The following is a 24,795-nucleotide window of genomic DNA, read 5'->3' as shown; positions in this document are numbered from 1 at the left end:
ATGATGATTTTTATTTAGCTAATTCTACAAGGTAAATGAATGTGTTTACCCCTAGTTATGCTCAGGTAACGTTGAATTATACTTACTTCAATGTGGTGTGATAGATGTGTATATTTATATCATCGTTTTAATTTAAAGATTTGATCTTGTAATTTTGTTGTAAATATAGATTTTATTATATTTTTATGATTATTTTGATTAAATTAATCTATTAATTAATTGAAGGAAGTTTTACATTATGACTGCGAAAATAATAAAAAGCCCTATTCCTATTGAAAGTTTTGATGCCAGTTATAGTGATGGTGGGCCTGTTTATTCTATGCCGCCAGAGTGTTTTACAAGCGAAGATTTTTATCAGTTTGAATTGAATGCTGTGTGGGCCCACGAATGGTTTTGTGTTGGCCGTGCGAATGATATTCCTAAAACGGGTGACTACTATACGATTGAAGTGGGTGAAGATCCTTTGATTGTTATTCGTGATCGTAGTGGTTCAGTAAATGTTGTTTCAAATGTATGTCAGCATCGTGGAATGGTCATTGTCGAAGGTCGAGGTAATACTCGTCGTTTAACTTGTCCATTACATGCTTGGGTTTACAACACGAGTGGTGAATTAACGTCTGCACCTGGGTTAACCGATGAAAAAGTAGAAGATTTTAATATTAAAGATGTTTGTCTTCCTAAAATTCGTACTGAAATTTGGCAAGGCTTTATCTTCATTACTTTCGATGAAAATTTACCTCCATTGAGTGACCGTTTAGGGAATCTTGGTGAGCAGTTAAGTAATTATAAAATGTCTGAATTACGTGCTTCTGAACCGCTAAAAATGGAAGCATTTGATTGGAATTGGAAGATTTTTAACGACGAATGTTACCACTGTTCATTTTTACATGGTGGCTCGTGGGGTGAGATGTATCCTTTACCTCAGAGTAATGTCGATGAGATGACTAAGTTTAATGATGTTGAAAGAGGCTTGATGTCATATAACTTAATTAGTCAGCATATAGACGCTGCGCCTACACATACGGGTTCTATTCTTCAGCCGCCGATCGAGGGTTTGACAGATCAGGAACGTGAGCAGTTGAGTTATGTGACGGTTGCTCCTAATCTTTTGATTGTCGCAATGCCCGATAAAGTTAAGTATTTCATGTGGTTACCTAAAGGTGCTAAGGAGTCTTGGTACGGTGTTTCTTGGATGTATCCAGAATCAACTCTGGCTTTGGATACCTATGAGAAAAACTACCAACAAGAGCACGACGACTTGTGGCAGGTTATGGAAGAAGATCTATTCGCTTGGAAAGGCTCGCAAAAGGGTATGCAGTCTAAATATGCGCCTCGTGGTCGTTTAACGTCTCATGAGTTGGTTATTCAGCGCTTACAAAATTGGCTGATTGATAAGTATAGAGCAGAAGAACAACGTGCAGATACTGAGTAAAAATACGTCTAATGTTGTTTAGATAATTATAATTAGGGTGGGTGTTCTAGTGATGTTAAGTAACTAGATCTCCCCATCTTTTAGATAGGTTTCGAGCCGCAGGTTTGTTTACAAAGCGGAGCGTTATAGGGTGATCTTATGGCTATAAATAATCATTTTTTGGTTAAGATAGCTGCCAAACAGCAGTTAGCAGAAGATGTTGTTGAATTAACGTTGGTGTCTGCTGATGGCGAACTTTTGCCGATTTGGCAACCCGGTGCACACATTGAATTAGTATTAGAGCTCTATACTGATGCAAGTGGTAGTGTGAACGATGATAATGTTTTGTTGCGTCATTATTCCTTATGTAGTGATTATCTTGATCGCAGCCAGTGGAAGATCGCTATTTTGCGCGAAGAGGGAGGGCGTGGAGGTTCACGGTTCATTCATAATCAATTGCAGCAGGGCGACACGCTTAAGGTTTCTGAGCCACGTAATCATTTTCCTTTTACTCCTCGTAAAAAATGTCTTTTTATTGCTGGAGGTATTGGTATTACTCCGATGTTGCCGATGTTACAGCAGGCGGATAAGGACGGCGTAGATTGGCGTTTGGTTTACCTTTCTCGTGAACGTAGTCGAATGTCATATATTGATAAGCTGGCGCTGTATGATCAATCTCGTATAACGCTTAATGGTGATAAAGAGGATGGGTATATTGATTTACCTAGCCTGTTAGCCACCTGTGATGCTGAAACCTCTGTTTACTCTTGTGGTCCTAAGCCACTTTTAGATGCATTAGAGTTGCAATATAAGGCTCAGGTTAATCCTACTTGGGATTTAGATATTGAGCGTTTTGCCGCGGAGCCTGTTGATAGCTCTGGTGGGGCTTTTGATGTGATTATCAATAGTACAGGGCAGCGTATTCATATTCCTGAAGGTCAATCTGCTCTAGCTGTATTGCGTGAAGCGGGTATTAAAATTCCTATTTCTTGTGGCGATGGTATCTGTGGCTCCTGTGAAACCCGCGTGATATCAGGGATTCCTGATCATCGTGATGCCGTTCTTTCTGAAGAAGAACGTGCGGAAAATGATTACATGATGTTGTGCGTTTCTCGTGCCTTATCTCCTGAATTGATTCTAGATCTTTGATGCTATCTCCTTGAGTCAATAAGGGGTAGGAAAAAGAGGTCGGATCTCACTGTATAACTAGAAATATATTAGGTCATTTTATGTCAATTAAACGTGTTGTTGTGACCGGCGGTGCTGGTCGTGTGGGGGGCTATGTTGTCCGTCAGTTACTTAAAAGTTATGAAGTTGTTATTGCTGATTTAGTCGCAGGCGAAAGTGGTGTCGAATATATTGAAGCCGATGTGATGGATCTACCTGCATTACGTAAAGCCTTTGAAGGTGCCGATGCGGTAGTGCATTTAGCGGCTCTAGATTATGACTGGAATTGTGCCCCTGAGAAATATATTGATGTCAATGTGCGAGGTACGTGGCATGTATTGCAAGCGGCTTCAGAGGTAAATGTCCAGAAAGTAGTGCTCTGTTCTAGTGTCTCGGCCTGTGGTTTGAGTGAGATGCGCTCAGATTGGAAACCGACCCGTTTACCTATCGATGAGACGCATGAGAATAAGCCTGTACAGGCTTATAGCGTTTCTAAAATCGTTATGGAACAGATGGCGAAGAGTTTCGTCGATGGTACTGATATGGATGTGATCTGTTTGCGTCCGTTGGCGGTTGTGCTTGATGAAACCCTTGAACAGTATATTGAATTTGTCGATGCACCTGATCGGCACTGGTTGTTCTATTACGTCACCGCTGAAGATGTAGCGACCGCTTTTGATTGTGCCCTGAAAGCAGAAGGGTTGCGTTTCGGAACGTTCTTCCTCAGTGCAGATGATACCTCACACCCCAAACCAACATTGGAATGGTATGCGGATGTGATAGGTGTTTTGCCAGAGATCACTATTCCACGGCGTTATCAGGAAAATCCGCGAGCGTCGGTTTTCTCCAGCTCCGCTGCCAAAGAAATACTTGGCTGGCAACCAACCTCAGATTTTGAACAACTGCGGGCTAAAGCAAAAGCGCGTGCCTGAGAGATCTATCTTCAAGTTAAAAGCAATAAAGACAACTAACAAAAGGATCTATGCTATGAATTCAATCCGTACTGGTAAGGTCGACTGGACCGGCGATAACCCATTTATTTACCTGAAAACCGATGCTGATGGCGATTGGTCTTCTTTGTCGTTGTACTTTCGAATAGCTGCGTCTGATTACGGCCGCGGTGAAGTCATTCTGGTGTTGGAAAATCCTTATCAGAAAGAAGATGCAAGTGCTGTGCGTCAGTGTCTCACTGATAATCTCGAATTGGCGCAATACTTGGTGGAAAATTTTGTCCGCCGCTTTGGTTTATTTCGTGCCGCAGTGGCCCTGGATAACCTGGAATATATTGCGGATGCAAGTTTCAAGACTGAAACTGATTATCCGAAGCAGCAGGCCTGTATTGCTCACTCTGAGGGTACTGGCACAACCTTGAGCATGATCTGGAAAGATCTGGCGGAACCTTTTGCGGTGGCTTTACCGCCGGAAGAAACTCAGACGGGTGAGCATGAGATGTTCGCTATTTTCCAGCCTGCTGGCGCTGCGCAAGTTGAAGTGAATGGCACTCCGCTTCCGGGTACAACGGTAGAGCGAGATTTTCTGAATCGTATCGCTCAATCTGCTGCTTTAGCGAACAGTGAAAGTTGGGTTCGCGCTGAATGACCCTTAAGTTTTTGGTCATTACTGAGTAGTCGTTAAGTAATTTCTACTTCATATTTTTATCATTTATATGAATGCCATCTTAGTTGATGGCATTCTTGTTAGGAGAGTCCCCTTATGTTGTTATCCGCTGCTGATCAGCTCGCATTTGATCGGGTTTCAGAGTGTCGTCCTCAATGGGTTGGCATGTGCCAAGTGAGCGATGTTGTCGCTGAGCAAAAGAATGTGTTGCTGTACGCTGGCCCTCCTTTTAGCTCAGTCGACATAATTCCCGCTCCCGTCATGAATTCCCTTTGTGTTGGAGCCGTATGGGAGGGATGGGCTAAGACTTATGCACAAGCTAAAGACCTGATTTTGCAGGGACAGATTAAAATCGCTTCGGCGCAGGATCATAATATAGTCGTACCGTTAGCTGGAGTTGTTTCTCCTTCAATGCAGTTAATGGTTATCGTGGATGCTAATAATCCTAGCGCGCGTAAATATTCAGTATTAAATGAAGGTATGGTGCACTGTACCCGTTTAGGTAAGTTAGACCCTGAACTTCAAGGGCATTTAACTTGGTTGAATGGTGAGTTGAGTGAGTGGATCAAACCCCGATTATTAACACCAATCGACCTGTTACCCATTATTGAAGCGGCCTTAAACGAGGGTGACGATTGTCATGGACGCACCATCGCAGGGTCTGCATTGTTAGCTGATTGGCTGTTTAAGGTTGATGATAATGATGTGCCAGAAGCTATCGAAACGTTTTTAAAGGGTGCAATGGCTTTTGCGCTCAATGTTTGGATGGCCGCGAGTAGCTTAATGATGTCTGTGGCCGAAGGTGTCGAAGGGGCGTCTTTGATTACTAAAGCGGGCGGGAATGGCCATGACTTTGGTGTTCAGATTGCGACGAAACCTGGTGTTTGGTTCACGATGCCTGCGCCTGAAGTGAAAGGGGCGGTCGAAACTGCATATGCTGGGCGTACCGCGGTTGGCGCAATCGGTGACAGTGCCGTTGTCGATTTCATTGGTTTAGGTGGTCAAGTGTTGAATACTGCGCCGGCATCTTATAACGGCCTTAAAGATTATCTACCTGAAGATGCTCTGAACCGACCAGACAAAGCGTTAACGGCTTCTCTTGCTGGGTTTGGTGGTCGTCCTGCTATGACTTGTGCCCGTCAAGTTGTCGATCATGAAGGTGGTCCAATGGTGGTGTTGGGGATGATAGAAGATCGTGGCGAAGTGGGTCGTATCGGCGGCGGTGTAGCCGATGTGCCGGTCAGCTTTTTCCGTCAAGTGTTGCAAGAGGCCGGATTATGAGTGATCAAACATCAAAAACCGATCTTAAAGTACAGAGTTTAAGTCAGGCGTTAAAGCTGATCGCCGCCGGTGATTGTACTGCCGAAGATCTGATTAACGCCTATTACGATCAGATTGAAGCCCGCGAAATGGAAGTCGGGGCTTGGCAATTTCTGTTGTCTAGAGAAGAATACCTGCAAAAATATCAGCAACAAAAGGCATTTTATCAAGCGAGTGTGCTGAAAGGGTTGCCCATTGGTATCAAGGATATTATTGATACATGTTGCATGCCAACAGAGATGGGATCACCTATTCACCAAGGACGGCAGCCCGTCGATAATGCCAGCTGTGTCAATCTACTGATGCAGGCGGGTGGTATCGTATTAGGTAAAACAGTGACGACAGAGTTTGCCTATTTTAAACCAGGTAAAACGCGTAATCCGAAGGATCTTGATCGTACTCCAGGTGGATCGTCGAGTGGTTCTGCTGCCGCTGTTGCTGATTTTATGGTGCCAGTTGCAGTAGGGTCTCAAACCGCCGCATCTGTTATTCGCCCTGCCGCTTATTGTGGTGTTGTAGGTTATGTCGGTAGTCGAGGCGAATACTCTTTGCGGGGTGCGCAGCCTTTAGCTCAATCACTCGATTCATTGGGCTTGTTTGCGCGTCGAGTGGACGATATTGAGCTGCTACGCAGTATCTTATTATTACAGCCACTGAAGCCCTCGGTTAAGCCTGATCGTCCATACCGTATTTTAGTGTGTCAAGGTAGTGCGGTGGGTGAAAGTGATTCTGCCATGAATCTTGCGATGCAACAGTTCAGTGATCGTTTACAGCAGGAAGGGGCTGAAATGGTTGAGATGCATAGTTGTGATCTGATGCGTCGTTTAGTTGAGCATCATCGTAATATTATGGCTTGGGAAGTCGTCCGTAATCTGAGCTATGAAGCTGAACATCCTGAACAGGTTTCTGCAGCTTTGCTACAGTTATTTGAGCAAGGACGTGAGATGACGCGAGAAAGTTATCTTGAATCGTTAGAGGCCGTCGCGAAAATTGGTCGTTGGCTCTGGTCTAATCCTGATCATTTAGGTATCGATGCAATACTGGCTCCTGCTGCACCAGGTGTAGCGCCTATGGGTCATGAAGCAACGGGTCAGCCGCATATGAGTCGACCTTGGCAAGTACTCGGATTGCCCGTCGTTACCTTGCCTGGCATCACCGATGAGCAAGGTTTGCCACTGGGATTGCAGTTGATTGGTCGTGCTCGAGAGGATGATCAGTTGTTGGCTCTGTCTCGTTGGGCTGAAGGATGTATTGTTTAAGTCATTGCTATGTATTGACGGATAGACAACATCATATGGCTTGACTGAAAGAGCTTTAAGGTGAAAGTCGATGTCTTTCAAAAGCGTAAGAGGAAAAAGTGTACGGGAAAGGGCTTAAGGCCGAGATTGTTCGGAGACTGAGCCCTGTTTTCTGCTGAGTAGCCTCGAATCTAGTTGATTAATATCGTTATCCATTATGCGATCGATTCAGTCAAATACGTGTTGGAAAGTCGCCGCCGGAAGGTTAGGGAAGGTACGAATAAGTCCGTTATGTTCTCTGCGAACATTAGAATGGCCAGATACGCGAAAGTCAGTGCAGCGAAATGTCTGGACCTTTTCAAGCTGGCTGACAAAGTAGATGACCATTCTAATGTCCGCCCTTCGGGGCTTTCAGAGAAGCAGGATCTCAGCGTTAACATTTTTCGACGTACAACCAGTATGCCTGTAACGGTTGACTTGATCTCCAGCTTCTCTGTAAGCCAGAGGCGTAATTGACTTATTCGCACCTTACTTAGGCGTATTATCGCGTTTCGAGTGTTTTAGCTCTCAGGCTGATTCTTAGGTTTCATTGGGCTAGATATTGTCGATACAGTGATGAATTTGCTGTCTGAAATAGTCGCTGCTGCGTCTGTTAGTGGGCTGTGGATGATTTTCTACATACTGACGTTCTAGTGTGACACTTTATTGAGGTATGTTTGAGAGTAGCGTCAAAAATATGCAAAATATCAAACAATTATAGAGGCAGGGTGCTGGCCTCCCCGAGAGGACTCGAACCTCTATCTAAGCCTTAGGAGGGCCCTATTCTATCCGGTTGAACTACGGGGAGACAGTGGCGTGAATTCTACTTGTTCTAGGGCGTGAGGTCACGAGGAAATAATAAAAAAATCAGGCTTTTCCTAGGCTGTTTTGAGCAGCATAGTTACCTTTGTTACCGCTTTGATTATAGAGGGTGTTTTTCTGATTCTGCCCTCGGATGATGCTCATCAGTTGTTCTAGATTACGGCTGTTGCGAGTGATGATAATTTCGTTACGTTTATTTTTATCATTCACTTGATGCAGTATCTGTTCGAGTTCACTCCAAAGTGTCTTAAACGATAGCGCTTGTGATTCGCTCAGTTGAGACTGATAGTTTAATAATCCGGCTTTATTCGGGGTAATGTTAGCGGCGCTAAACAGTTGATTGCGGGCCTGATTGTTTTCTTCAAGCTGTTGCAAGGTGGCTGTCTTTTGCTCGACCAGTGACTGTAGCTGAGTAATATCACGTTGTTGAAGCGCGAGATGCTCCGCATCGAGAAGTTCATTCAACGTCGAGAGAAAACTAATGCCCTGAGAGGTCAGGGCATTGATCTGATCGAGTGGCGGCAGTGCGGTCACGAGTGATTAGTCCAACAAGCTTTCGATTTGGAGTAAGTTGCGAGCTGTGCTCTCATAATCAATCTGATAACTGCCATTATCGATGGCGGCTTTCAGTTCGGCGACTTTTTGCTCGTTAACAGAGATACCTTCTTCCACCACTAGGCCGGCGCTTTTTTGCACAGCCTGAGCCGCATCGCTCAAACTAACACCGGAAGAAACGGAGGTTTCTGTTGTCGGTGTTGATTGCGATTGCGTTTTACTACTCTCAGTAGCCGTTTGTTCACTTGCTTTGGCACGAGAGCTAGTCGCCTGAGATGACGACGTTAAACCCGTGATATCAATAACCATTTTCTGGTCCTCATGCTGTTCTGTACACAGCTATCGGCGAGTCGAAAGAGAACTTTAACTTTATTTGTAAAAATATGGCCTCAGTATAGCAGTTCAAATATCTGCCTGCGAGATGCGATTTAGTGATGGCTTACAGAGACCACGCCTTGGCTTTTGACATAGCCATACACTTTTTTGCCTGAGCGATTGTTGATAACCGGTATTTGTTCGCCTAATGAACCATCTTGCTGAGCGGTGCCGGTCATGCGTACCGACATGGGGCCTTTGTTGGCTTGGATATAGACAACATCGCCTTTACGGATGAGTAATTTCTTTTCAACCTGTGAAGGAGAGATCACCTGATTCGCTACAATCGAACGTTTTAGCTCTCGACCGATGAGTTCTCCGGGGTTGGTAAAGTAGGGCGATGTTAAGCGTCGGGTATCAAATGTCTTTAGATAAACATCAGAGTCACCCAAAATGGTGCCTTTACTTAATGCTCTGCTGGTGATGGCAACCGGCTGCCATTGTTCTACGGTGGCGGAGATAAAAATCGTCCATGCAGGGTGATCGCAAACCGCTTTTGCTGATATTCGATTTGCCCTGCCAGGCTTATGAATAATGGTGATTGGGCTATCACAGCGTCGCTGATCGAGCGCCTTGGCTAAAGGCTTTACTTTGACAATGGTGCGAGCCATCGGGTTAATAATCTGATACTGTTTTTCTAGCTGTTGTTGTGCTTTTTGGCTGACGGAGGAGGGGGCTTCCGCGAGTGCGCTCTTTACGGGCAGGGCGAACATCGCTATAAGTGTGATTATTGTAGAGAATATATATTTTTTCACGCTGAATCCGAAAGTTCACATTGCAATAAAGTAAGCAATGTTCAGGTAACGCTTAGTACAGAGAGCATCATGTCAGGTATAAACAGTACTGTAAACCAACGTACCAATATGGCGGGACAAAACCGTCTTGAACTGCTTTTGTTTGGTCTTAATGATGATCAAGTGTATGGCATCAATGTATTTAAGGTTCGTGAGGTACTTACCTGTCCGGAGTTGACGGGTATTCCTAAGCAGACCACTGCGTTGAAAGGGTTAGCGCATATTCGTGGTGAAACCATCCCGGTGATCGATCTCTCTCAGGCGATTGGTGGTGCGCCGGTGGATGCTAGCGAACGTTTAAATTGCTTTCTAATTGTGTCGGAGTATAACCGTCGCGTGTTAGCGTTTCTGGTGCGTAATGTCGATCGTATTCTGCCCGCCAAGTGGGATCAGGTCAGTCCGCCGCCTATCGAAACCAATGAAAAGAATTATTTGACGGCGGTGGTGCAGTACGACGGTGGCTTAATTGAAATTCTCGATGTCGAACAGGTACTGGCTGATCTTATTCCGGTAAGCACTGAAGTGAAGTCGACAGTGATTACCGAGAGTGTGAAAAAGAGTGCCGCGCAGTATCGCATTTTGGTGGTGGATGATTCGAGTGTTGCTCGAACGCAGGTTAAAAAAGCCCTAGAAAATTTGAATATCAAAGTGACCACGGCTAATGATGGTAAAGCCGCGCTGGATATGTTGTTGCAGTTGGCTGATACAGAACAGAAGTTAACCGATACCTTCTTGATGGTTATTTCCGATATTGAGATGCCGCAAATGGATGGGTATACCTTGGTTAAGCATATACGCGAGGACGTTCGGCTGAAGTCTTTGTATGTTATGCTGCATAGTTCTTTGAGTGGTCGTTTTAATCTGGCGATGGTAAAGCGAGTCGGGGCGGATGCCTTTATTGGTAAGTTTAACCCCGATGAGTTGGCTGAAGCGGTTGTTAAGCGCATGGAATCGATAAAGGGGTGAGTCATTCAACCTTGAATGAGGGTAGAGAGCTGAAGGATAATAAAATAAGCATCACACAGGCAGAGTTTGATCAGTTTTGTCATTATCTAGAGAATGCTTGTGGTATTTTATTGGCCGAACATAAGCAATATCTGGTTGAAAGTCGCTTAGGTAAAATTCTTATTGAAGGCGAATATGGTTCACTCGGTCAACTCATTGTGGTGCTGACTCGTCCCGGTAATAGCTGTCTTAAAGAGCGCGTCATTAATGCCATGACCACGAATGAGACGCTGTGGTTTCGCGATATTCATCCCTATACGATTTTAAAAGAAAAGTTACTGCCTGAACTGGCCGTTAATATGAACTCTCAGCGGTTAAAAATCTGGTCGGCAGCCTGTTCGACTGGGCAGGAACCTTACTCCATCAGTATGATTATTGATGAGTTTAAGCACGAAAATCCCGGTGCCTTTAGGCTAGGGGAAGAGATTATCGCCACTGATATCTCTACGCATGTTCTAGAGCAGGCGCGTGCGGCGGAATATGAGATGCTTGCGCTTGGACGGGGCTTATCGCAAGAACGATTAAAAAAGTTCTTTGTCCCCAGTCGGCAAGAGGCGTGGACGCTCATGCCTAAGATTAAAAACCGAGTATCCTTCCGAGAGCTTAATCTACTGGGAACGTGTGCCGGTATCAGCTCCTGTGATATTGTTTTTTGTCGTAACGTGTTGATTTATTTCTCGACAGAGCGAAAGCGCGATATCCTAACCAAAATTCATAAGAGCCTTAAACCCGGCGGTTATTTACTGCTAGGGGCATCGGAATCTATTGGAGATCTGCAGCCGTTATATGAAATGATTCACTGTCGCCCGGGTATCATTTATAAAGCGCGATAGATCAGGGTATAAAAAGCATCGACTGCCGCGTTGTCTTATGGTTCTGTTTTGACTACCGTCATGGGCTGTTTGGCTGAGGTAGGTGATGTCGGCCACGCACATCTCGAAAACGCCCTGATTCAACGCCATCAAACTGCGCCATTAAGTCTGCTCATGTCGATGCCTCTATACGGGCCTTTCAGTCACTAAAATCCGCACCACATCATCGATGCTGGCCCTTTCTGCCGCTACCTAGCCTCTTTGAGAGAGGTGCTATCCTCTGGCAAGTATCGCCTTAATAACTTGATTCAAATCTGATATTTGCGCTTATTGCCGCCTATCTGTTTAGCTTGCCGCTTTGCCGCTGATAGCCGGACAAGGGTTGCCGCTTATCTCGAAGTTTTATTTTAACTGTATGAATTTAAGGGTTATTTTATTTGTGGTACTGCTTTTGCATTATCAGAGTAACTAAATATTTTGAGGCAAACCGATGGCGATTAGCTTTGACAAAGCACTGGGAATTCATGAACAGGCCGTCAACGTGAGAGTTAAGCGCGCTGAAATTTTGGCGAATAATATCGCCAACAGTGATACGCCGAATTATCAAGCTCGAGATATCGATTTCGAAAGTGTTTTGCAAGGTGTTCAGGGTGGGCAGCAGCCTCTAACAATGAGTCGCACCAGTGAGGGACACAGCAGTGGTTTGATTAACGCCGATTTTGCATCGGAGTTAATGTATCGGATTCCCAGTCAGCCGAGTGTCGATGGTAATACCGTGGATGTTCAGGCGGAGATGGCACGGTATACAGAAAATGCGATTGATTATCAGGCTTCGTTTCAGTTTTTGAATAATAAATTTACAGGCCTCAGTAGTGCCATTAAGGGTGAGTAATCATGTCTCTAGGTAATGTGTTTGATATAGCGGGTTCAGCGATGAGCGCACAGACCGTGCGACTGAATACCACCGCCAGTAATATGGCCAATGCCGAGAGTGTCAGCAGCAGTGCTGATGAAACCTATCGTGCGCGCAAGCCTGTATTTGAGTTAAAACAATTGAATGATATTCAGCCGGGCAATGCGCCGCTGGGTGTACAGGCGGGGCAGGGTGTCGAGGTTTCTGGGATTGTGGAAAGCGATGCGCCATTGCGACATGAATATAACCCAGATCATCCGATGGCAGATGAGCAGGGCTATGTCTACTACCCCAATGTGAATGTTGTTGAAGAGATGGCGGATATGATCTCGGCGTCACGCTCTTTTCAGATTAATGCTGAGATCATGAATACAGCCAAACAGATGATGCAGCGGGCGCTGACACTGGGGCAGTAAGCTCAGGAGCCTGATGTGAGGTATATGATATGAGTGTTAACGACGTTTCAGGAACGCAATCGATCTACGATCAGATCAATGCGCAGAATCAGAGTAGCGCAACTTCGACAACGACCAGTAGTAGCGAAGATAGCGAAATGTTCATGAAGCTGATGATTGCGCAGCTACAAAACCAAGACCCGACCAGTCCGGCCGAAACCAGCGAGTTTATGCAGCAGATCGCCAGTATGAGTACGGTGGAAAATATCGCCAAGCTGAATACCACGATGGAGACGATGTCTAATTCGCTGCTGTCTAGTCAGGCGGCCTTACAAGCTTCGTCGATGATTGGTCAGGATATCTACGCTCAAACGGATATCGCTAAGGTGGCCGAATCCGGCGAGATTCGCGGTGTCGTTGAGTTACCCGTGAGTACAGAAAATCTACGGGTTTCTATCTATGACAGTGATAATAATTTGATCGATGAAGTCGAGATGGGCAGTCAAAGTGCGGGTGATCAGTACTTCGTCTGGAGTGCGGGTGATCGTCCGGCCGGCGACTATCGCGTAGTAGCGCAGGCGCAGGTTGATGGTAACTACGAAACAGCGAGCAGTTATATTGCTTACAACGTCAATAGCGTCACGCTGGGACAAAACGGCATTGGGATGACAGTGAATACCGATGCCGGCTCAGTCGACTTTAGTGATGTCAAACGAATAGGGTAAATCGGAGAAAGTATCATGGCGGGTTTTAATACTGCGATAACAGGTCTGAAAGCGGCATCCACTGATCTTGATGTAACCGGTAACAACATCGCGAACTCCAGCACTGTAGGCTTTAAGTCTTCGCGTACTGAGTTTGGTGATATCTATGCAACGGCCGTTGTGGGTGCAGGTTCCAGTAATGTGGCGGGCTCCGGTGTGACGGTAACGGATATCGCGCAAAATTTTGAAGCGGGTACCACTGAATTTACCAGTAACAATTTGGATTTGGCCATCAATGGTTCGGGCTTCTTCCAGTTGGATGATGGACAGGGTGGCACCACATATACCCGTGCCGGTGCCTTCGAGCTGGATAAAGATGGTTATATCGTCTCCAAAACAGGCAAGTATTTGCAAGGCTATGGGCTAGACACCGAAGGCAACCGTCTGCCGATTCAAAACTTGTCGGTGGATCAAAAAGAGAGCCCGCCACAAGCAACGAATAATATTGGTTTATCGTTTAATATCAATGATGCTGCCGATGCGACACTGTTGAGCACACCGTATGATAAAGACGAGCCAGCATCGTTTACCTACAGCACCACGGTGCGGACGTTTGATAGTCTCGGTAATGAAAATACCATTAAGTACAATATGGTCGAGCAGCGGCCTGTGCGTGATGTCTATGATGTTGATGTGACAATGCCTGTGACTATCAGTGGTGTCGAACTCAACCTTGATGCGGCCAATAGTCCTTCTTTTTTGAGTCAAGCGGATATTGATTCCTTATCGAATACCGATAAACGTATCGATGCATCAACGCTGACTTTTACAGGGGATACCACCACCGGCGTGGGCACGGTTAGCTTTGAGACCTATTCGAAATACAGTAGTTATGGCGACATGCAGGTTAACGATAATGCGGGTATCGAGATTTCGCCGACCGTGACTGAGCGTGACTCGAATGAGAATTACGCGTATACCTTGGCAATTCCGGATGCGGATACCGAACTGAATATTGGCGGTGTGTCGATCGATATTTCAACCTCGCCGACGGTGCCGACACTGAATAGTATTGCCGATCTGATTGCAGCCAGACAGACCGATATTAAAGATCGCAACCCGAATGTTGAATCGGTGACGGTGGTTGAAGAGGGTGGCGTGTTTCAGTTGGATGTTCGCTTTAAAGCGGAATACGGCAATATTGGCTCTGAATTTAGTGTCACCGAATCCGGTGCATCAACGACCCCAGTATTAACGGCTAATCTCGATGACACCTATGAGGGTGATAATGGCTACCGCGGTCAGTATCAGATGTATGCTTATCTCAATAGTACTGAGTTGCTGGATATCGGTAAGAGCGTGGATCCAGGAGAAACGGGTTTTTCTATTGATAGTGATGAAACCTTGAGTGAAGTCGGCTCGGTGATGCTTGGCTTTGATCCCACTACGGGTTTTTTGAATAGTGTTAACGGTACGAGCTTTGCTGAAGGGGCTTCGGCCCCGGCCTTGAGTGTTAAAGGTGCGGACCCTGCCAATACTGAAACGATCATCGATCTCGATTTATCGGATAGTACTCAGTTTGCTTCCGCATCGATTGTTAAAGCCTCCTCTCAGGATGGTTACACTAAAGGGGATCTGATCGGTGTCAGTTTTGCCGAAACCGGTGAAATGGTGGCGAGCTTCTCTAACGGTGAGACGCAAAATTTAGGTGTGGTCGCCTTTGCCACCTTTGAAAATCAGTCGGGCTTACAGCCCTCTGGCGATACCGAGTGGACGGCAACGCTGACTTCCGGTAGCGCGGTGCTTAACCCGCCGGGTACCGGTTTGAATGGTAGCTTGCGTTCTGCCGCGTTGGAGCAATCAAACGTTGATCTGTCGACCGAATTAGTACGGTTGATTGAAGCGCAGCGTAATTTCCAGGCGAACTCTAAGACGCTGGAAACCTTGAATACCGTGACGCAGGCCATCTTGCAGATCTGATATAACACGCTAGTGCAGTTCATAAAAAGGCGGCCTCGGTCGCCTTTTTTGCGTCTGTGTGAAAGGTTGGCACAAGCATTGCATTTTACCTGTTAGTGAATTTAAACCACTAAAGCGGCAATCTCTGACCGTTTTAGCGTGAAGGCGGCAAACGGGGTATTCAATGGACAAAGTGTTGTATCTGGCAATGAGTGGCGCACGGGAAAATATGCGTTCGCAACAAGCTCACGCGAATAACTTAGCGAATGCAACCACCACCGGCTTCAAGGCTGACTTCGCTCAGGCGCGGGCGATGCAGGTTGAAGGCGATGGCTATGATTCCAGAGTCTACGCCATGGCAGAACGTCCCGGGACGAATATGTCGAGTGGCACATTGATGCAAACCGGCCGTGCCATGGATGTTGCCATTGATGGCGATGGCTGGTTAGCCGTTGTCGATGCCGACGGCAATGAAGCGTATACCCGTCAGGGCGAGTTACAGATTAACAGTTTAAATCAGTTGGTGACGCAGTCGGGTCAACAAGTGATGGGTAATGGCGGTATACCGATTACCTTACCCCCTTTTGAACAGCTGGATATTGGCGGTGATGGCACCATTACCATTCGCCCCGCGGGTGATACGGCCAGTGAGTTAGCGATTCTGGATCGTATTAAGATGGTGAATCCCGATAACGCTGAGTTAGTGAAGGGCGTCGATGGCATGATGCATAGCGGCAATAATCAGCCGCTGGAAGCGGCAGCGGGTGTGAAACTGCGTTCCGGTTTTTTAGAATCGAGTAATGTTAACTCGATATCCGAACTGACCTCCGTGATCGATCTGGCACGTCAGTTTGAGATGCATGTGAAAATGATGAAAACCGCAGAAGAGAACTCCTCTGCCGCGACACAGATACTGTCACTTCAATAATCGAATAATGAACTTTAAAACAGCTGGAGAATAAGTATGCATGGAGCTCTCTTTGTAGCCAAAACAGGTTTGAGTGCGCAGGATACCTCCCTGAAAATCATTTCCAACAACTTGGCCAACGTCAGTACCGTTGGCTTTAAAAAAGATCGTCCGGTTTTTGAAGATTTGATGTATCAGATTCAGCGACAGCCCGGTGCACAGACCGCCGATGATTCACAGTTACCGTCCGGCTTGCAGCTTGGTTCGGGTGTACGAGTGGCAGGTACACAAAAGCTGTTTCAGGAGGGTGAGTTAGAAACAACCGGTGAATCTTTCGATATCTCTATCGAAGGTCGCGGCTTTTGGCCGATTACCATGCCTAACGGCGATACCGGTTATACCCGTCACGGACAGTTTCAGTTAAATGCTGATAATGAAATCGTTACCTCCGAAGGGTATATCTTGGAGCCCGGCCTAACCCTGCCCGATGAAGTACAGTCGATGACGGTTGGCGTTGACGGCGTTGTCAGCGTGGTGGTGCAGGGCGATGCCACACCACAAGAGATCGGTCAGTTGCAATTGGCGGATTTTGCTAACCCTCAGGGGCTACAATCCTTTGGTCAAAATCTCTATATTGAAACAGCGGCTAGTGGTAATGCGACTTTATCCAATCCGGGTGAAGGTGGCACGGGGCAGCTAAGACAAGGGATGTTGGAGGGTTCGAACGTGAATGCCGTTGAAGAACTGGTGAATATGATCACCACTCAGCGAGCCTATGAAATGAACTCAAAAGTCATCTCCACGGCGGATCAGATGTTGTCCTATGTGACACAAAACCTGTAAACCTGAGTTGAGGAGATAACCGATGAAATTACGCTTAGCCATGCTGACCGCCGTGTTTATTTTAGGCGGATGTTCTAGCACCGTGCCAAAGCCGGATAACCCTCACTTTGCGCCGGTGCGAGCTCAAGCGATGCAGGCCCCGCGTGAAGTTACCGGTTCGATCTTCAATGCGGCAACGAGTAATAATTTGTATGGTGATGGTCGTGCACATCGAGTCGGCGATATCATTACGGTGGTGTTGGAAGAAAGCACCTCTTCAAGTAAGAGCAATAAAACCTCAATCGATAAGACCAGTTCGCAGACGATTGCGGCGCCGACTATTTTTGGACAGCAGGCGTCGGTCATGGGGCGACCGTTAAATTATGATAGCGGTGATTCTGATACGGAGTTTGATGGTGAAGGGTCATCCGATATGAGCAATAGTCTCGATGGCGATATTACCGTGACCGTGCATGAAGTATTGCCTAACGGATTGATGATCGTTAAGGGTGAAAAGTGGTTAACGCTCAATCAGGGCGATGAATATATTCGCGTCAGCGGCATGATTCGGCCTCAGGATATCTCGTCGAGTAATACCGTGAACTCGACTCAGTTAGCCGATGCGCGTATCACCTACAGTGGTTCGGGTGCACTGAATGATTCTAACTCGATGGGTTGGCTGTCAAAATTCTTTATCGGCCCGCTGTGGCCATTTTAAGCGGATGAAACGGAGAAAAATGATGAATCGTTTCTGCATACTGGCGTTGATCGGGTTGTTGTTGAGCAGCACGGCTAATGCCGAACGCATCAAAGATTTGACCTCAGTGGCAGGGGTGCGAAGTAACCAATTAGTGGGTTATGGTCTGGTTGTCGGTCTCGATGGCACGGGGGATAAAACCTCGTTTACCTCGGCCACCTTTCGCAATATGTTGAATAATTTCGGTGTGGCGATTCCGCCGAGTACCGATCCCTCTTCAAAAAATATTGCTGCGGTGGCGGTGCATGCCGATCTGCCGCCTTTTGCTAAGCCGGGTCAGATGATCGATGTTACCGTATCAACCATTGGCGATGCTAAGAGTCTGCGCGGTGGTAGTTTGATTATGGCACCGTTGAAAGGTGCCGATGGTCAAATTTATGCAATTGCACAGGGTAACTTAGTTGTCTCAGGATTTGGTGTGCAGGGTTCGGATGGATCACGCTTATCACTTAATGTGCCCAGTGTCGGACGTATACCCGGTGGTGCCTCGGTGGAACGGACGGTGCCCAATGCCTTTGGGCAGGGTGATAGTCTGGTGTTGAATCTTAATCATGCCGATTTTACCACGGCGCGACGTGTGGCCGAGCAGGTGAATAGCTTGTTGGGGCCGGGCATGGCGCAGGCGATGGATGCAACCTCGATACGCGTGTCGGCCCCTCGTGATCCGAATCAGCGGGTATCATTTTTATCGGTGTTGGAAAATTTGGAAGTACAGCCCGCCCAAGAAGTGGCTAAGGTGATTATTAACTCACGTACCGGCACCATTATTATTGGTCAGAATGTGCGTGTATCGCCGGTAGCGATAACCCATGGCGGGATGACCGTCGCCATCACCGAAGACTTGGTCGTTGATCAGCCTAATGCGTTGGCCGCAGGTAATACCGTCGTCACGCCGCGCACCGGAATTGAGGTGGATGCGGGGAGTGGTCATATGTTTGAATTTTCTCCGGGCGCTTCATTGCAGGATATTGTTGAAGCTGTTAATCAGGTGGGGGCGGCGCCGGGTGATCTGATGGCCATTCTCGAAGCCTTGCGACAAGCCGGTGCCCTGAAAGCCGAATTGATAGTGATCTGATAATGAAAACCGATGCGAGTCAACACGCTCAGCTCTACACCGAATTAGGTGAAATGAACAAGTTGCGGCAGCAGGCAAAGGATAACGATCCGGCGGCGCTGCAAGGGGTGGCTGAACAGTTTGAACAGCTGTTTTTGAATATGTTGGTCAAAAGTATGCGCGAAGCGAATGCTAGCTTTTCCGAAGACAGTTATTTCAATAGCCCTCAGGTGGAGTTTTATCAACAAATGGGTGATACCCAGTTGACCAAAGAGATCGCCGAAAATAAAGGCTTTGGTTTAGCCGAAATATTGGTACGGCAGTTGGGTGGTCAGGTTGATCCGCGTATCGCAAATGAGGAAGAAGATAATCGCTTAATGCCACTATCTTCCTCTGAACGGCTGTTAAATCGCACCGTGGATAGTGCCGCGAGTATGGCGGCCTCGGCTATTTTGGGTCGGGCTCAGGCGAACAGTCAAGCGCTTGAAGAGGCGACGGCGGCGGATGTTGTCTCGGCGAGTGAGATAACGAACAGTACATCGGTATTGGCCGCGACGGATGCCACCGAGTCAACTTCAGCCGTGTCTGCGGCTACGGTGAGCGCCGATAACGTTGATAGCGCCTCGATACCGCAGCGCTTTGAAACCCCCGAACAGTTTGTCGAGACGCTGTTGCCCTTAGCCGAGAATGTCGCCGCCGAGCTGGGCGTTGATCCTAAGGTGTTATTGGCGCAAGCGGCGCTAGAAACCGGCTGGGGCCGGTATGTGATTCAAACGTCTGACAGCGGTACGAGCCATAATCTGTTCAATATTAAGGCCGATAGTCGCTGGGAAGGTGAAAAAGCACAGGTCGGCACGGTTGAATTTCGTGATGGTGTTGCGCAACAAGAGAGGGCCGCGTTCCGCGTGTATGACTCTTATGAACAGAGTTTTCGCGATTACGCTGATTTTTTACAGAACAGTAGTCGCTATCAGCAGGCGCTCGAACAGGCCGGTGATCCCTATGACTACCTGAATGGCCTACAGCAAGCGGGTTATGCCACCGATCCTGAGTATGCGCAGAAGATAAGTCGTATTTTTGATGGGGATGTGTTGGCTGGACGTAACCTTGAGTCAGACACTAAAGAAAGTTAATGATTGGTCGCTATAGAGGGGGATAACATGGTGAAACCTGTCTGCTCCCTGCCTTGCCGATAGCGTGTTCCCGGGAGTTTAAATATGTCCAATTTGTTGAATATTGGTGTTCAGGCGCTGCAGTCGAATCAATCGGCGCTGGCGACGGTCGGCCAAAATATCAGTAATGTGAATACCGATGGCTATAGCCGTCAGCGAGTCGATCTGGTTAGTCGTGTTGATCAGGGCGGTGTGTATGTCATCGATGTTGAACGCATCGCCGATCAGTTTATGACGCAACAATTATGGACCGACCTCTCTGCTTATAATCAGTCATCGACATTTGCCGGCTTGGCCGAACAGCTCGACAATACCCTAGCTTCCAGTACGACCAGTGTCTCTGCGTCGATGGATGATTATTTTAGTGCGCTACAGAATGTGGTAGACGACCCCGTTTCAATACCGAATCGCGAGCTATTTATTGCGCAGGCCGAATCCTTAGTACAGCGATTTAACGATGTCGATGCCAATATTCAACGGCAAAATGAGACAGTCAATGGCATGGTCGATAGCTTGGCCGGTCAGGTGACTAGTTTGGCGACCAATATTGCCGATTTGAACGGCCGTATTAGCCTAGCGTCAGCATCGAATAACTCCGTTAACGAGCTACAAGATCAACGCGATAGCTTAACCAATCAGTTAGCCGAAATTGTCGGTGTCACGGTGATTGATCAGAGTTCCGGTGATTACAGTATTTTTATCGGTAATGGTCAGCCATTGGTGATTGGGCAATCGGTTAATCAGGTGGTATCGCTCAAGGGTGATCCCGATGCGACGCAAAAAGAGGTCGGGGTGGTAATCGCGGGTAATCTGACCAATATTGATGATGAGATCAGTGGCGGTAAGCTAGGTGGTTTGCTGCAATACCGTAATGAAGAACTCAATGATGCGCGTGATGAACTAGGGCGCATCGCCATTAGTTTTGCCGACAGCATGAATGCTCAGCATCAGGTGGGTATCGATCTTAATAATGAATTTGGCGGCAATCTATTTAAAGATGTGAATGACCTGTCATCACAGCTGGAGCGTATTACCGCACACTCCGATAACAACGCGATCGTGACAACGGCACGGGTAGAGATTGATGCGGTTGCCGAGCTGCAAGCCACCGATTATGAATTGATGGTGGGCAGTCAGAATCAATTCACCCTGGTGCGCAGTAGCGATGGTCAACGCATTAACCTGAATCAACTGACACAAGAGACGGGTGCAACAACCAGTGATGGTATTGCCGCGGTGGATCAGGGTGAATATTTTCTGGCAACCGATGGCTCATCTCTATCGTTTGCCGTTGATGGTATCAAAGTCACCATTGAAACGACCAATGGTTTTAGTAAAGGCGATAGTTTCGCGATTCAGCCGGTACGCAGCGGTGCGGATGATTTGTCACTAGCGATTCAAGACGGGCGCGAACTAGCGCTCGCCTCGCCATTAAGGGTGACCGCCGATACACAAAATCAAGGCTCGGGCGTGGCGAGTACGACAATCACCGATCGCAGTGCCGATGCTTTTGCCACACCCGGCGCGCTTAATCCACCGCTGGATATCGTGTTTAACAATAGCGATCCATTAAGCTATACCGTCTACGATATTAGCCAACCGGATAATCCACAAGTGTTTGAGCTGGATACCGGTAGCGGCAGCGTTGCTCTGGAAAATCAGACCTATACCCCCGGTAGTGAGATTCAGGTCGATGGCTTTGCGATTACCATTAATAATCAGCCGATGGCCGGTGATCGCTTTCGTTTCGAGTTTAACCAAGACGGTGTCTCAGATAACAGCAATGCGTTAGCGATTTCGAGCCTGCAAATTGCCGATGTGATGGATGGGGCTTCTTATCAAGATGCCTATGGTAGTCTCGTCGAGCGTATCGGCACCCGTACTGCCAATTCACAGATTACCGCCACGGCCAATCTTTCAGTACTCGAGACCACCGAGAGCGCTAAAGCGAGTCTATCCGGTGTTAACTTGGATGAAGAGGCCGCGAAGTTGGTGCAATTTCAACAGGCATATCAAGCGTCTGCACAGCTCATCAGTGTATCGCAAACGATTTTTGATAGTCTGCTAAGCAGCATATAGAGGAGGTTGATCATGCGTATCTCAACCCAGCAACAATACCTGACATCGATTAATAATATGCAGCAGTCACAAACACGACTGGCCAGTCTGCAAGAACAAATATCGACAGGAAAAAAGCTATTAAACCCTTCCGATGATCCGGTGGCCGCCGCGCAGATTGTTAAGTTAGAGCGAGAGTTGGCGCAATACGAAAAGTACGATGACAATATCAATGTCACGACCCGTCGCCTAGAGATGGAAGAAACGATTCTTGATGATATCAATACCGCCGTCGATCGTATGCGTGAGTTGACGGTTCAGGCGGGGAGTAGTGTGTTGGCCGATCAGGATCGGGCATCGATCTCGCAGGAACTCTATCAACTCACCGACTATGTTGCCGGTTTGATGAATACGCAGGATTCCGAAGGCGAATACCTTTTCGCGGGTAGCAAAGGCTCGACCAAGCCGTATACCGAATTATCAAACGGCCGCTATGAATATAATGGCGATGCGGGACAGCGATCGATTCAAGTCGGTAGCGATCTGTTTGTGCCCTCCAATGATTCTGGGCAGTTCCTGTTTGAAGCGGTAGAAGGCGATCTGCAAATAAATCTCACCGGTCAGGCTGTCTATGATGCCAATCTTGCCGCGACAGATCCCTTCGTGACCAATGCCGCCTTTGCCGATAGTGCCGCAGAACAACGTTTTCAAGCAGCGACCCGCGGCTTGGGGGACTTAACTATTCAGGTGAGCGAACCAACGTCGGGTGCATACACATACAGTGTCATCGATAGTGGCGGACAATATGTGAATGATGCCGCGGGTAATCCCCTCAGCAATATTGCTGCTGGCGATCTAGCAACGACACCGCTACAGGTTGATTTATTAGGCATGCAGTTTGAACTGAATGCCCCAGCCGATATAGCCAACGCCAATGAGATTAAGGTGAATGTCACGCCGGAAACCAAGAATGTATTGGATATAGCGATGGACCTGGCCGATGTGCTGGCAACACCGCTAACCACCGCTAATAAAGATGCATTCAATGAAGCGATCGCCACGGGCTTAGATCAGTTTGAAGCCGCCGCCGAACGTAACATCGAAGCGCGAGCCGTGGTGGGGTCGCGTTTAAAAAGCCTAGAATATGTGAGCAGTTCAAACTTAGACTTTAAGCTACAAACGGAATCGGCGATATCGTCATTGGAAGATGCCGATTTAGCCGATGTGATCAGTCAATTTAGTTTAGAAGAAGTGACCCTACAAGCAGCACAGGCAACCTTTAGCCGCATATCCTCATTATCCCTCTTTGATTACCTAAGATAACTCGGAAACCGCGATGGAGAGGTTGTTCCAGCGTATCGGTTTATTATGTCGTGTGCGGTGAAGTATGAGCCGCACCGATGGTGATGTTATTCCGGCGTGAAAATTCATCAACCGCACCGATGGTGATGTTCGATGATGTTGATGTGTTTAATCTGCCGGTGCGGTTCGCAAGCTCACCGTCACCCTACGATTTATATCTGCCTTTGTAGCGAGCGACGCCCCCGTCGCGATTAACCATCTACAAGCCAAACATCATCGGCGTGAGGTACCCAAGGGGCATGCCAGCACGCCTCCTACAAAAACATCACACCGTTGCGATTCAATATCTGGTGCGGTTCGCAGGGCTCACCGTCACCCTACGTTGTGTTGGCGTGATGGGTTGTTATGTAGGGTGTGGTGAAGCATGAACCGCACCGTTGGTAATGTTATTCCGGCACGAAAATTCATCAACCGCATCAGCGGCGGAATGGTATCATTTGCTACGGTTATGCCAATGAATCGATCAATTTCATACCGCTGAATGGTCGATCAAACCAATATCATCAATTTATTATGATTCAAATGGAGGGCAAGGAATGCCCGATTATCGACGAATAAAGGTTCAAGGTGGAACGTATTTTTTCACGGTGAATTGCGCCGAACGTTATCATCAACATTTATTAATCAATCAAATCGGCGCTTTAAGAGCCGCTTTTCGTAACGTTAAACATCAATACCCCTTTTCGCTAGATGCCATCGTGATATTGCCCGATCATTTACATTGCCTTTGGACGCTACCGCCCGATGATGCGGATTATCAAAAACGCTGGGCATTGATTAAAGCGAACTTCTCTCGCGCGATACCCGCCACCGAAAAGCGAAGCCAAAGCCGTATTAAACGCGGCGAACGCGGTATTTGGCAACGCCGTTATTGGGAACATCTGATAAGAGACGAGCGGGATTTACGCCATCATATTGAATATATCCATTGGAACCCCGTGAAACACGGTTGGGTTGAAAGTGTGTGCGATTGGCCTTATTCCAGCTTCCATTCCTATGTAAAACGCGGCATTTATTCAGAAAATTGGGCTTGGGATGGCGATGAAACGTTGGATGTTGGTGAATGATAATTGCGTTAATGGTGTTTATGTTTATCGGCGTGAAAATTCATCAACCGCACCGGTGGTGTTAATACGGTGGCGATTTAATGTACCAAATATCATGCTTGGTGCGGTTCGCAAGGCTCACCGGCACCCTACGTTGTATCGGCGTGATGGGTTGTTATGTAGGGTGTGGTGAAGCATGAACCGCACCGGTGGTGTTAATACGGTGGCGATTTAATGTACCAAATATCATGCTTGGTGCGGTTCGCAAGGCTCACCGGCACCCTACGTTGTGTTGGCGTGATGGGTTGTTATGTAGGGTGTGGTGAAGCATGAACCGCACCGGTGGTAGTGTTAATACGGTGGCGATTTAATGTACCAAATATCATGCTTGGTGCGGTTCGCAAGGCTCACCGGCACCCTACGATTTATATCTGCCTTTGTAGCGAGCGACGCCCCCGTCGCGATTAACCATCTACAAGCCAAACATCATC

Annotated in this window: 23 protein-coding genes and 1 tRNA gene; 20 read left to right on the top strand and 4 right to left on the bottom strand. The window is 47.3% G+C overall.

Annotation, left to right across the window (positions count from 1 at the left end):
- Nucleotides 1–238: 238 nt before the first annotated feature.
- The 6 genes from Q4488_RS14190 (at nt 239) to Q4488_RS14165 (ending at nt 6,774) form a co-directional block, all read left to right on the top strand.
- Nucleotides 239–1,432, top strand: coding sequence for an aromatic ring-hydroxylating dioxygenase subunit alpha (locus tag Q4488_RS14190; protein WP_303581140.1), 1,194 nt, complete (start codon nt 239–241; stop codon nt 1,430–1,432).
- A gap of 138 nt (nt 1,433–1,570) precedes the next feature.
- A complete protein-coding gene (locus tag Q4488_RS14185) occupies nt 1,571–2,560 on the top strand; it encodes a PDR/VanB family oxidoreductase (protein ID WP_303581139.1) in 990 nt (329 codons plus the stop codon).
- Between the two features lie 80 nt (nt 2,561–2,640).
- Nucleotides 2,641–3,510, top strand: coding sequence for an NAD(P)-dependent oxidoreductase (locus tag Q4488_RS14180; protein WP_303581138.1), 870 nt, complete (start codon nt 2,641–2,643; stop codon nt 3,508–3,510).
- 55 nt (nt 3,511–3,565) lie between these two features.
- Complete coding sequence (locus Q4488_RS14175) at nt 3,566–4,177, top strand: NAD-dependent dehydratase (RefSeq protein WP_303581137.1); 612 nt, start codon at nt 3,566–3,568, stop codon at nt 4,175–4,177.
- 114 nt (nt 4,178–4,291) lie between these two features.
- Nucleotides 4,292–5,476, top strand: coding sequence for a DUF1116 domain-containing protein (locus tag Q4488_RS14170; protein WP_303581136.1), 1,185 nt, complete (start codon nt 4,292–4,294; stop codon nt 5,474–5,476).
- Entirely contained in the window at nt 5,473–6,774 is a 1,302-nt protein-coding gene (locus tag Q4488_RS14165; protein ID WP_303581135.1) for an amidase, read from the top strand. Before Q4488_RS14170 ends, Q4488_RS14165 begins: the two co-directional genes overlap by 4 nt.
- 750 nt (nt 6,775–7,524) lie before the next feature.
- Here Q4488_RS14165 and Q4488_RS14160 read toward each other — a convergent pair.
- The 4 genes from Q4488_RS14160 to flgA all read right to left on the bottom strand — a co-directional run bounded on the left by Q4488_RS14160 (nt 7,525) and on the right by flgA (nt 9,299).
- Nucleotides 7,525–7,600: transfer RNA gene (locus Q4488_RS14160), tRNA-Arg, on the bottom strand.
- 59 nt (nt 7,601–7,659) lie between these two features.
- On the bottom strand, nt 7,660–8,148 hold the full coding sequence (locus Q4488_RS14155) for a flagella synthesis protein FlgN (RefSeq protein WP_303581134.1): 489 nt from the start codon (nt 8,146–8,148) through the stop codon (nt 7,660–7,662).
- A gap of 6 nt (nt 8,149–8,154) precedes the next feature.
- Nucleotides 8,155–8,478, bottom strand: a complete 324-nt coding sequence (gene flgM / locus Q4488_RS14150) for a flagellar biosynthesis anti-sigma factor FlgM (RefSeq protein WP_303581133.1) — start codon at nt 8,476–8,478, stop codon at nt 8,155–8,157.
- Nucleotides 8,479–8,597: 119 nt separating this feature from the next.
- The gene (flgA, locus tag Q4488_RS14145; protein WP_303581132.1) at nt 8,598–9,299 is read right to left on the bottom strand and encodes a flagellar basal body P-ring formation chaperone FlgA; all 702 of its coding nucleotides are present in this window, start codon (nt 9,297–9,299) and stop codon (nt 8,598–8,600) included.
- 69 nt (nt 9,300–9,368) lie between these two features.
- Between flgA and Q4488_RS14140 the strand changes: the two genes are divergently transcribed.
- The 14 genes from Q4488_RS14140 to Q4488_RS14075 all read left to right on the top strand — a co-directional run bounded on the left by Q4488_RS14140 (nt 9,369) and on the right by Q4488_RS14075 (nt 24,325).
- Entirely contained in the window at nt 9,369–10,304 is a 936-nt protein-coding gene (locus Q4488_RS14140; RefSeq protein ID WP_303581131.1) for a chemotaxis protein CheV, read from the top strand.
- Entirely contained in the window at nt 10,301–11,176 is an 876-nt protein-coding gene (locus Q4488_RS14135) for a protein-glutamate O-methyltransferase CheR (RefSeq protein ID WP_303581130.1), read from the top strand. Before Q4488_RS14140 ends, Q4488_RS14135 begins: the two co-directional genes overlap by 4 nt.
- 469 nt (nt 11,177–11,645) lie before the next feature.
- Entirely contained in the window at nt 11,646–12,047 is a 402-nt protein-coding gene (gene flgB, locus Q4488_RS14130) for a flagellar basal body rod protein FlgB (protein ID WP_303581129.1), read from the top strand.
- A gap of 2 nt (nt 12,048–12,049) precedes the next feature.
- Nucleotides 12,050–12,484 carry a flagellar basal body rod protein FlgC gene (flgC, locus tag Q4488_RS14125; RefSeq protein WP_303581128.1) on the top strand — a complete coding sequence of 145 codons (435 nt, stop codon included), beginning with the start codon at nt 12,050–12,052 and terminating at the stop codon, nt 12,482–12,484.
- A gap of 29 nt (nt 12,485–12,513) precedes the next feature.
- Complete coding sequence (locus tag Q4488_RS14120; protein ID WP_303581127.1) at nt 12,514–13,188, top strand: flagellar hook capping FlgD N-terminal domain-containing protein; 675 nt, start codon at nt 12,514–12,516, stop codon at nt 13,186–13,188.
- 15 nt (nt 13,189–13,203) lie between these two features.
- On the top strand, nt 13,204–15,147 hold the full coding sequence (locus tag Q4488_RS14115; RefSeq protein ID WP_303581126.1) for a flagellar hook protein FlgE: 1,944 nt from the start codon (nt 13,204–13,206) through the stop codon (nt 15,145–15,147).
- Between the two features lie 163 nt (nt 15,148–15,310).
- Nucleotides 15,311–16,054 carry a flagellar basal-body rod protein FlgF gene (gene flgF / locus Q4488_RS14110; protein WP_303581125.1) on the top strand — a complete coding sequence of 248 codons (744 nt, stop codon included), beginning with the start codon at nt 15,311–15,313 and terminating at the stop codon, nt 16,052–16,054.
- Nucleotides 16,055–16,090: 36 nt separating this feature from the next.
- Nucleotides 16,091–16,876 (top strand): flagellar basal-body rod protein FlgG, encoded by a 786-nt coding sequence (flgG, locus tag Q4488_RS14105; RefSeq protein ID WP_303581124.1) that lies wholly within the window; start codon nt 16,091–16,093, stop codon nt 16,874–16,876.
- Between the two features lie 22 nt (nt 16,877–16,898).
- Entirely contained in the window at nt 16,899–17,573 is a 675-nt protein-coding gene (gene flgH / locus Q4488_RS14100) for a flagellar basal body L-ring protein FlgH (RefSeq protein ID WP_303581123.1), read from the top strand.
- A 19-nt stretch (nt 17,574–17,592) separates the two neighbouring features.
- The gene (locus Q4488_RS14095) at nt 17,593–18,687 is read left to right on the top strand and encodes a flagellar basal body P-ring protein FlgI (protein WP_303581122.1); all 1,095 of its coding nucleotides are present in this window, start codon (nt 17,593–17,595) and stop codon (nt 18,685–18,687) included.
- Nucleotides 18,688–18,689: 2 nt separating this feature from the next.
- Nucleotides 18,690–19,799 carry a flagellar assembly peptidoglycan hydrolase FlgJ gene (gene flgJ, locus Q4488_RS14090; RefSeq protein WP_303581121.1) on the top strand — a complete coding sequence of 370 codons (1,110 nt, stop codon included), beginning with the start codon at nt 18,690–18,692 and terminating at the stop codon, nt 19,797–19,799.
- 84 nt (nt 19,800–19,883) lie between these two features.
- Nucleotides 19,884–21,917, top strand: coding sequence for a flagellar hook-associated protein FlgK (flgK, locus tag Q4488_RS14085; protein WP_303581120.1), 2,034 nt, complete (start codon nt 19,884–19,886; stop codon nt 21,915–21,917).
- 12 nt (nt 21,918–21,929) lie between these two features.
- A complete protein-coding gene (gene flgL, locus Q4488_RS14080) occupies nt 21,930–23,219 on the top strand; it encodes a flagellar hook-associated protein FlgL (protein WP_303581119.1) in 1,290 nt (429 codons plus the stop codon).
- 575 nt (nt 23,220–23,794) lie between these two features.
- Nucleotides 23,795–24,325 carry a transposase gene (locus Q4488_RS14075; protein WP_303581118.1) on the top strand — a complete coding sequence of 177 codons (531 nt, stop codon included), beginning with the start codon at nt 23,795–23,797 and terminating at the stop codon, nt 24,323–24,325.
- Nucleotides 24,326–24,795: the final 470 nt, after the last annotated feature.

Origin of the sequence: Amphritea sp. 1_MG-2023 (assembly GCF_030547545.1) — a bacterium.
In the GTDB taxonomy this organism is placed as follows: Bacteria; Pseudomonadota; Gammaproteobacteria; order Pseudomonadales; family Balneatricaceae; genus Amphritea.
The sequence above is the reverse complement of the archived record's forward strand: the minus strand, read 5'-3'. Positions and strand labels throughout refer to the sequence as shown.

Bases quoted from the DNA above. Each gene is read 5' to 3' on its own strand.
- Q4488_RS14190 (WP_303581140.1), top strand. From the start codon at position 239: ATGACTGCGAAAATAATAAAAAGCCCTATTCCTATTGAAAGTTTTGAT.
- Q4488_RS14185 (WP_303581139.1), top strand. From the start codon at position 1,571: ATGGCTATAAATAATCATTTTTTGGTTAAGATAGCTGCCAAACAGCAG.
- Q4488_RS14180 (WP_303581138.1), top strand. From the start codon at position 2,641: ATGTCAATTAAACGTGTTGTTGTGACCGGCGGTGCTGGTCGTGTGGGG.
- Q4488_RS14175 (WP_303581137.1), top strand. From the start codon at position 3,566: ATGAATTCAATCCGTACTGGTAAGGTCGACTGGACCGGCGATAACCCA.
- Q4488_RS14170 (WP_303581136.1), top strand. From the start codon at position 4,292: ATGTTGTTATCCGCTGCTGATCAGCTCGCATTTGATCGGGTTTCAGAG.
- Q4488_RS14165 (WP_303581135.1), top strand. From the start codon at position 5,473: ATGAGTGATCAAACATCAAAAACCGATCTTAAAGTACAGAGTTTAAGT.
- flgM (WP_303581133.1), bottom strand. From the start codon at position 8,478: ATGGTTATTGATATCACGGGTTTAACGTCGTCATCTCAGGCGACTAGC.
- Q4488_RS14140 (WP_303581131.1), top strand. From the start codon at position 9,369: ATGTCAGGTATAAACAGTACTGTAAACCAACGTACCAATATGGCGGGA.
- flgB (WP_303581129.1), top strand. From the start codon at position 11,646: ATGGCGATTAGCTTTGACAAAGCACTGGGAATTCATGAACAGGCCGTC.
- flgC (WP_303581128.1), top strand. From the start codon at position 12,050: ATGTCTCTAGGTAATGTGTTTGATATAGCGGGTTCAGCGATGAGCGCA.
- Q4488_RS14120 (WP_303581127.1), top strand. From the start codon at position 12,514: ATGAGTGTTAACGACGTTTCAGGAACGCAATCGATCTACGATCAGATC.
- Q4488_RS14115 (WP_303581126.1), top strand. From the start codon at position 13,204: ATGGCGGGTTTTAATACTGCGATAACAGGTCTGAAAGCGGCATCCACT.
- flgF (WP_303581125.1), top strand. From the start codon at position 15,311: ATGGACAAAGTGTTGTATCTGGCAATGAGTGGCGCACGGGAAAATATG.
- flgG (WP_303581124.1), top strand. From the start codon at position 16,091: ATGCATGGAGCTCTCTTTGTAGCCAAAACAGGTTTGAGTGCGCAGGAT.
- flgH (WP_303581123.1), top strand. From the start codon at position 16,899: ATGAAATTACGCTTAGCCATGCTGACCGCCGTGTTTATTTTAGGCGGA.
- Q4488_RS14095 (WP_303581122.1), top strand. From the start codon at position 17,593: ATGATGAATCGTTTCTGCATACTGGCGTTGATCGGGTTGTTGTTGAGC.
- flgJ (WP_303581121.1), top strand. From the start codon at position 18,690: ATGAAAACCGATGCGAGTCAACACGCTCAGCTCTACACCGAATTAGGT.
- flgK (WP_303581120.1), top strand. From the start codon at position 19,884: ATGTCCAATTTGTTGAATATTGGTGTTCAGGCGCTGCAGTCGAATCAA.
- flgL (WP_303581119.1), top strand. From the start codon at position 21,930: ATGCGTATCTCAACCCAGCAACAATACCTGACATCGATTAATAATATG.
- Q4488_RS14075 (WP_303581118.1), top strand. From the start codon at position 23,795: ATGCCCGATTATCGACGAATAAAGGTTCAAGGTGGAACGTATTTTTTC.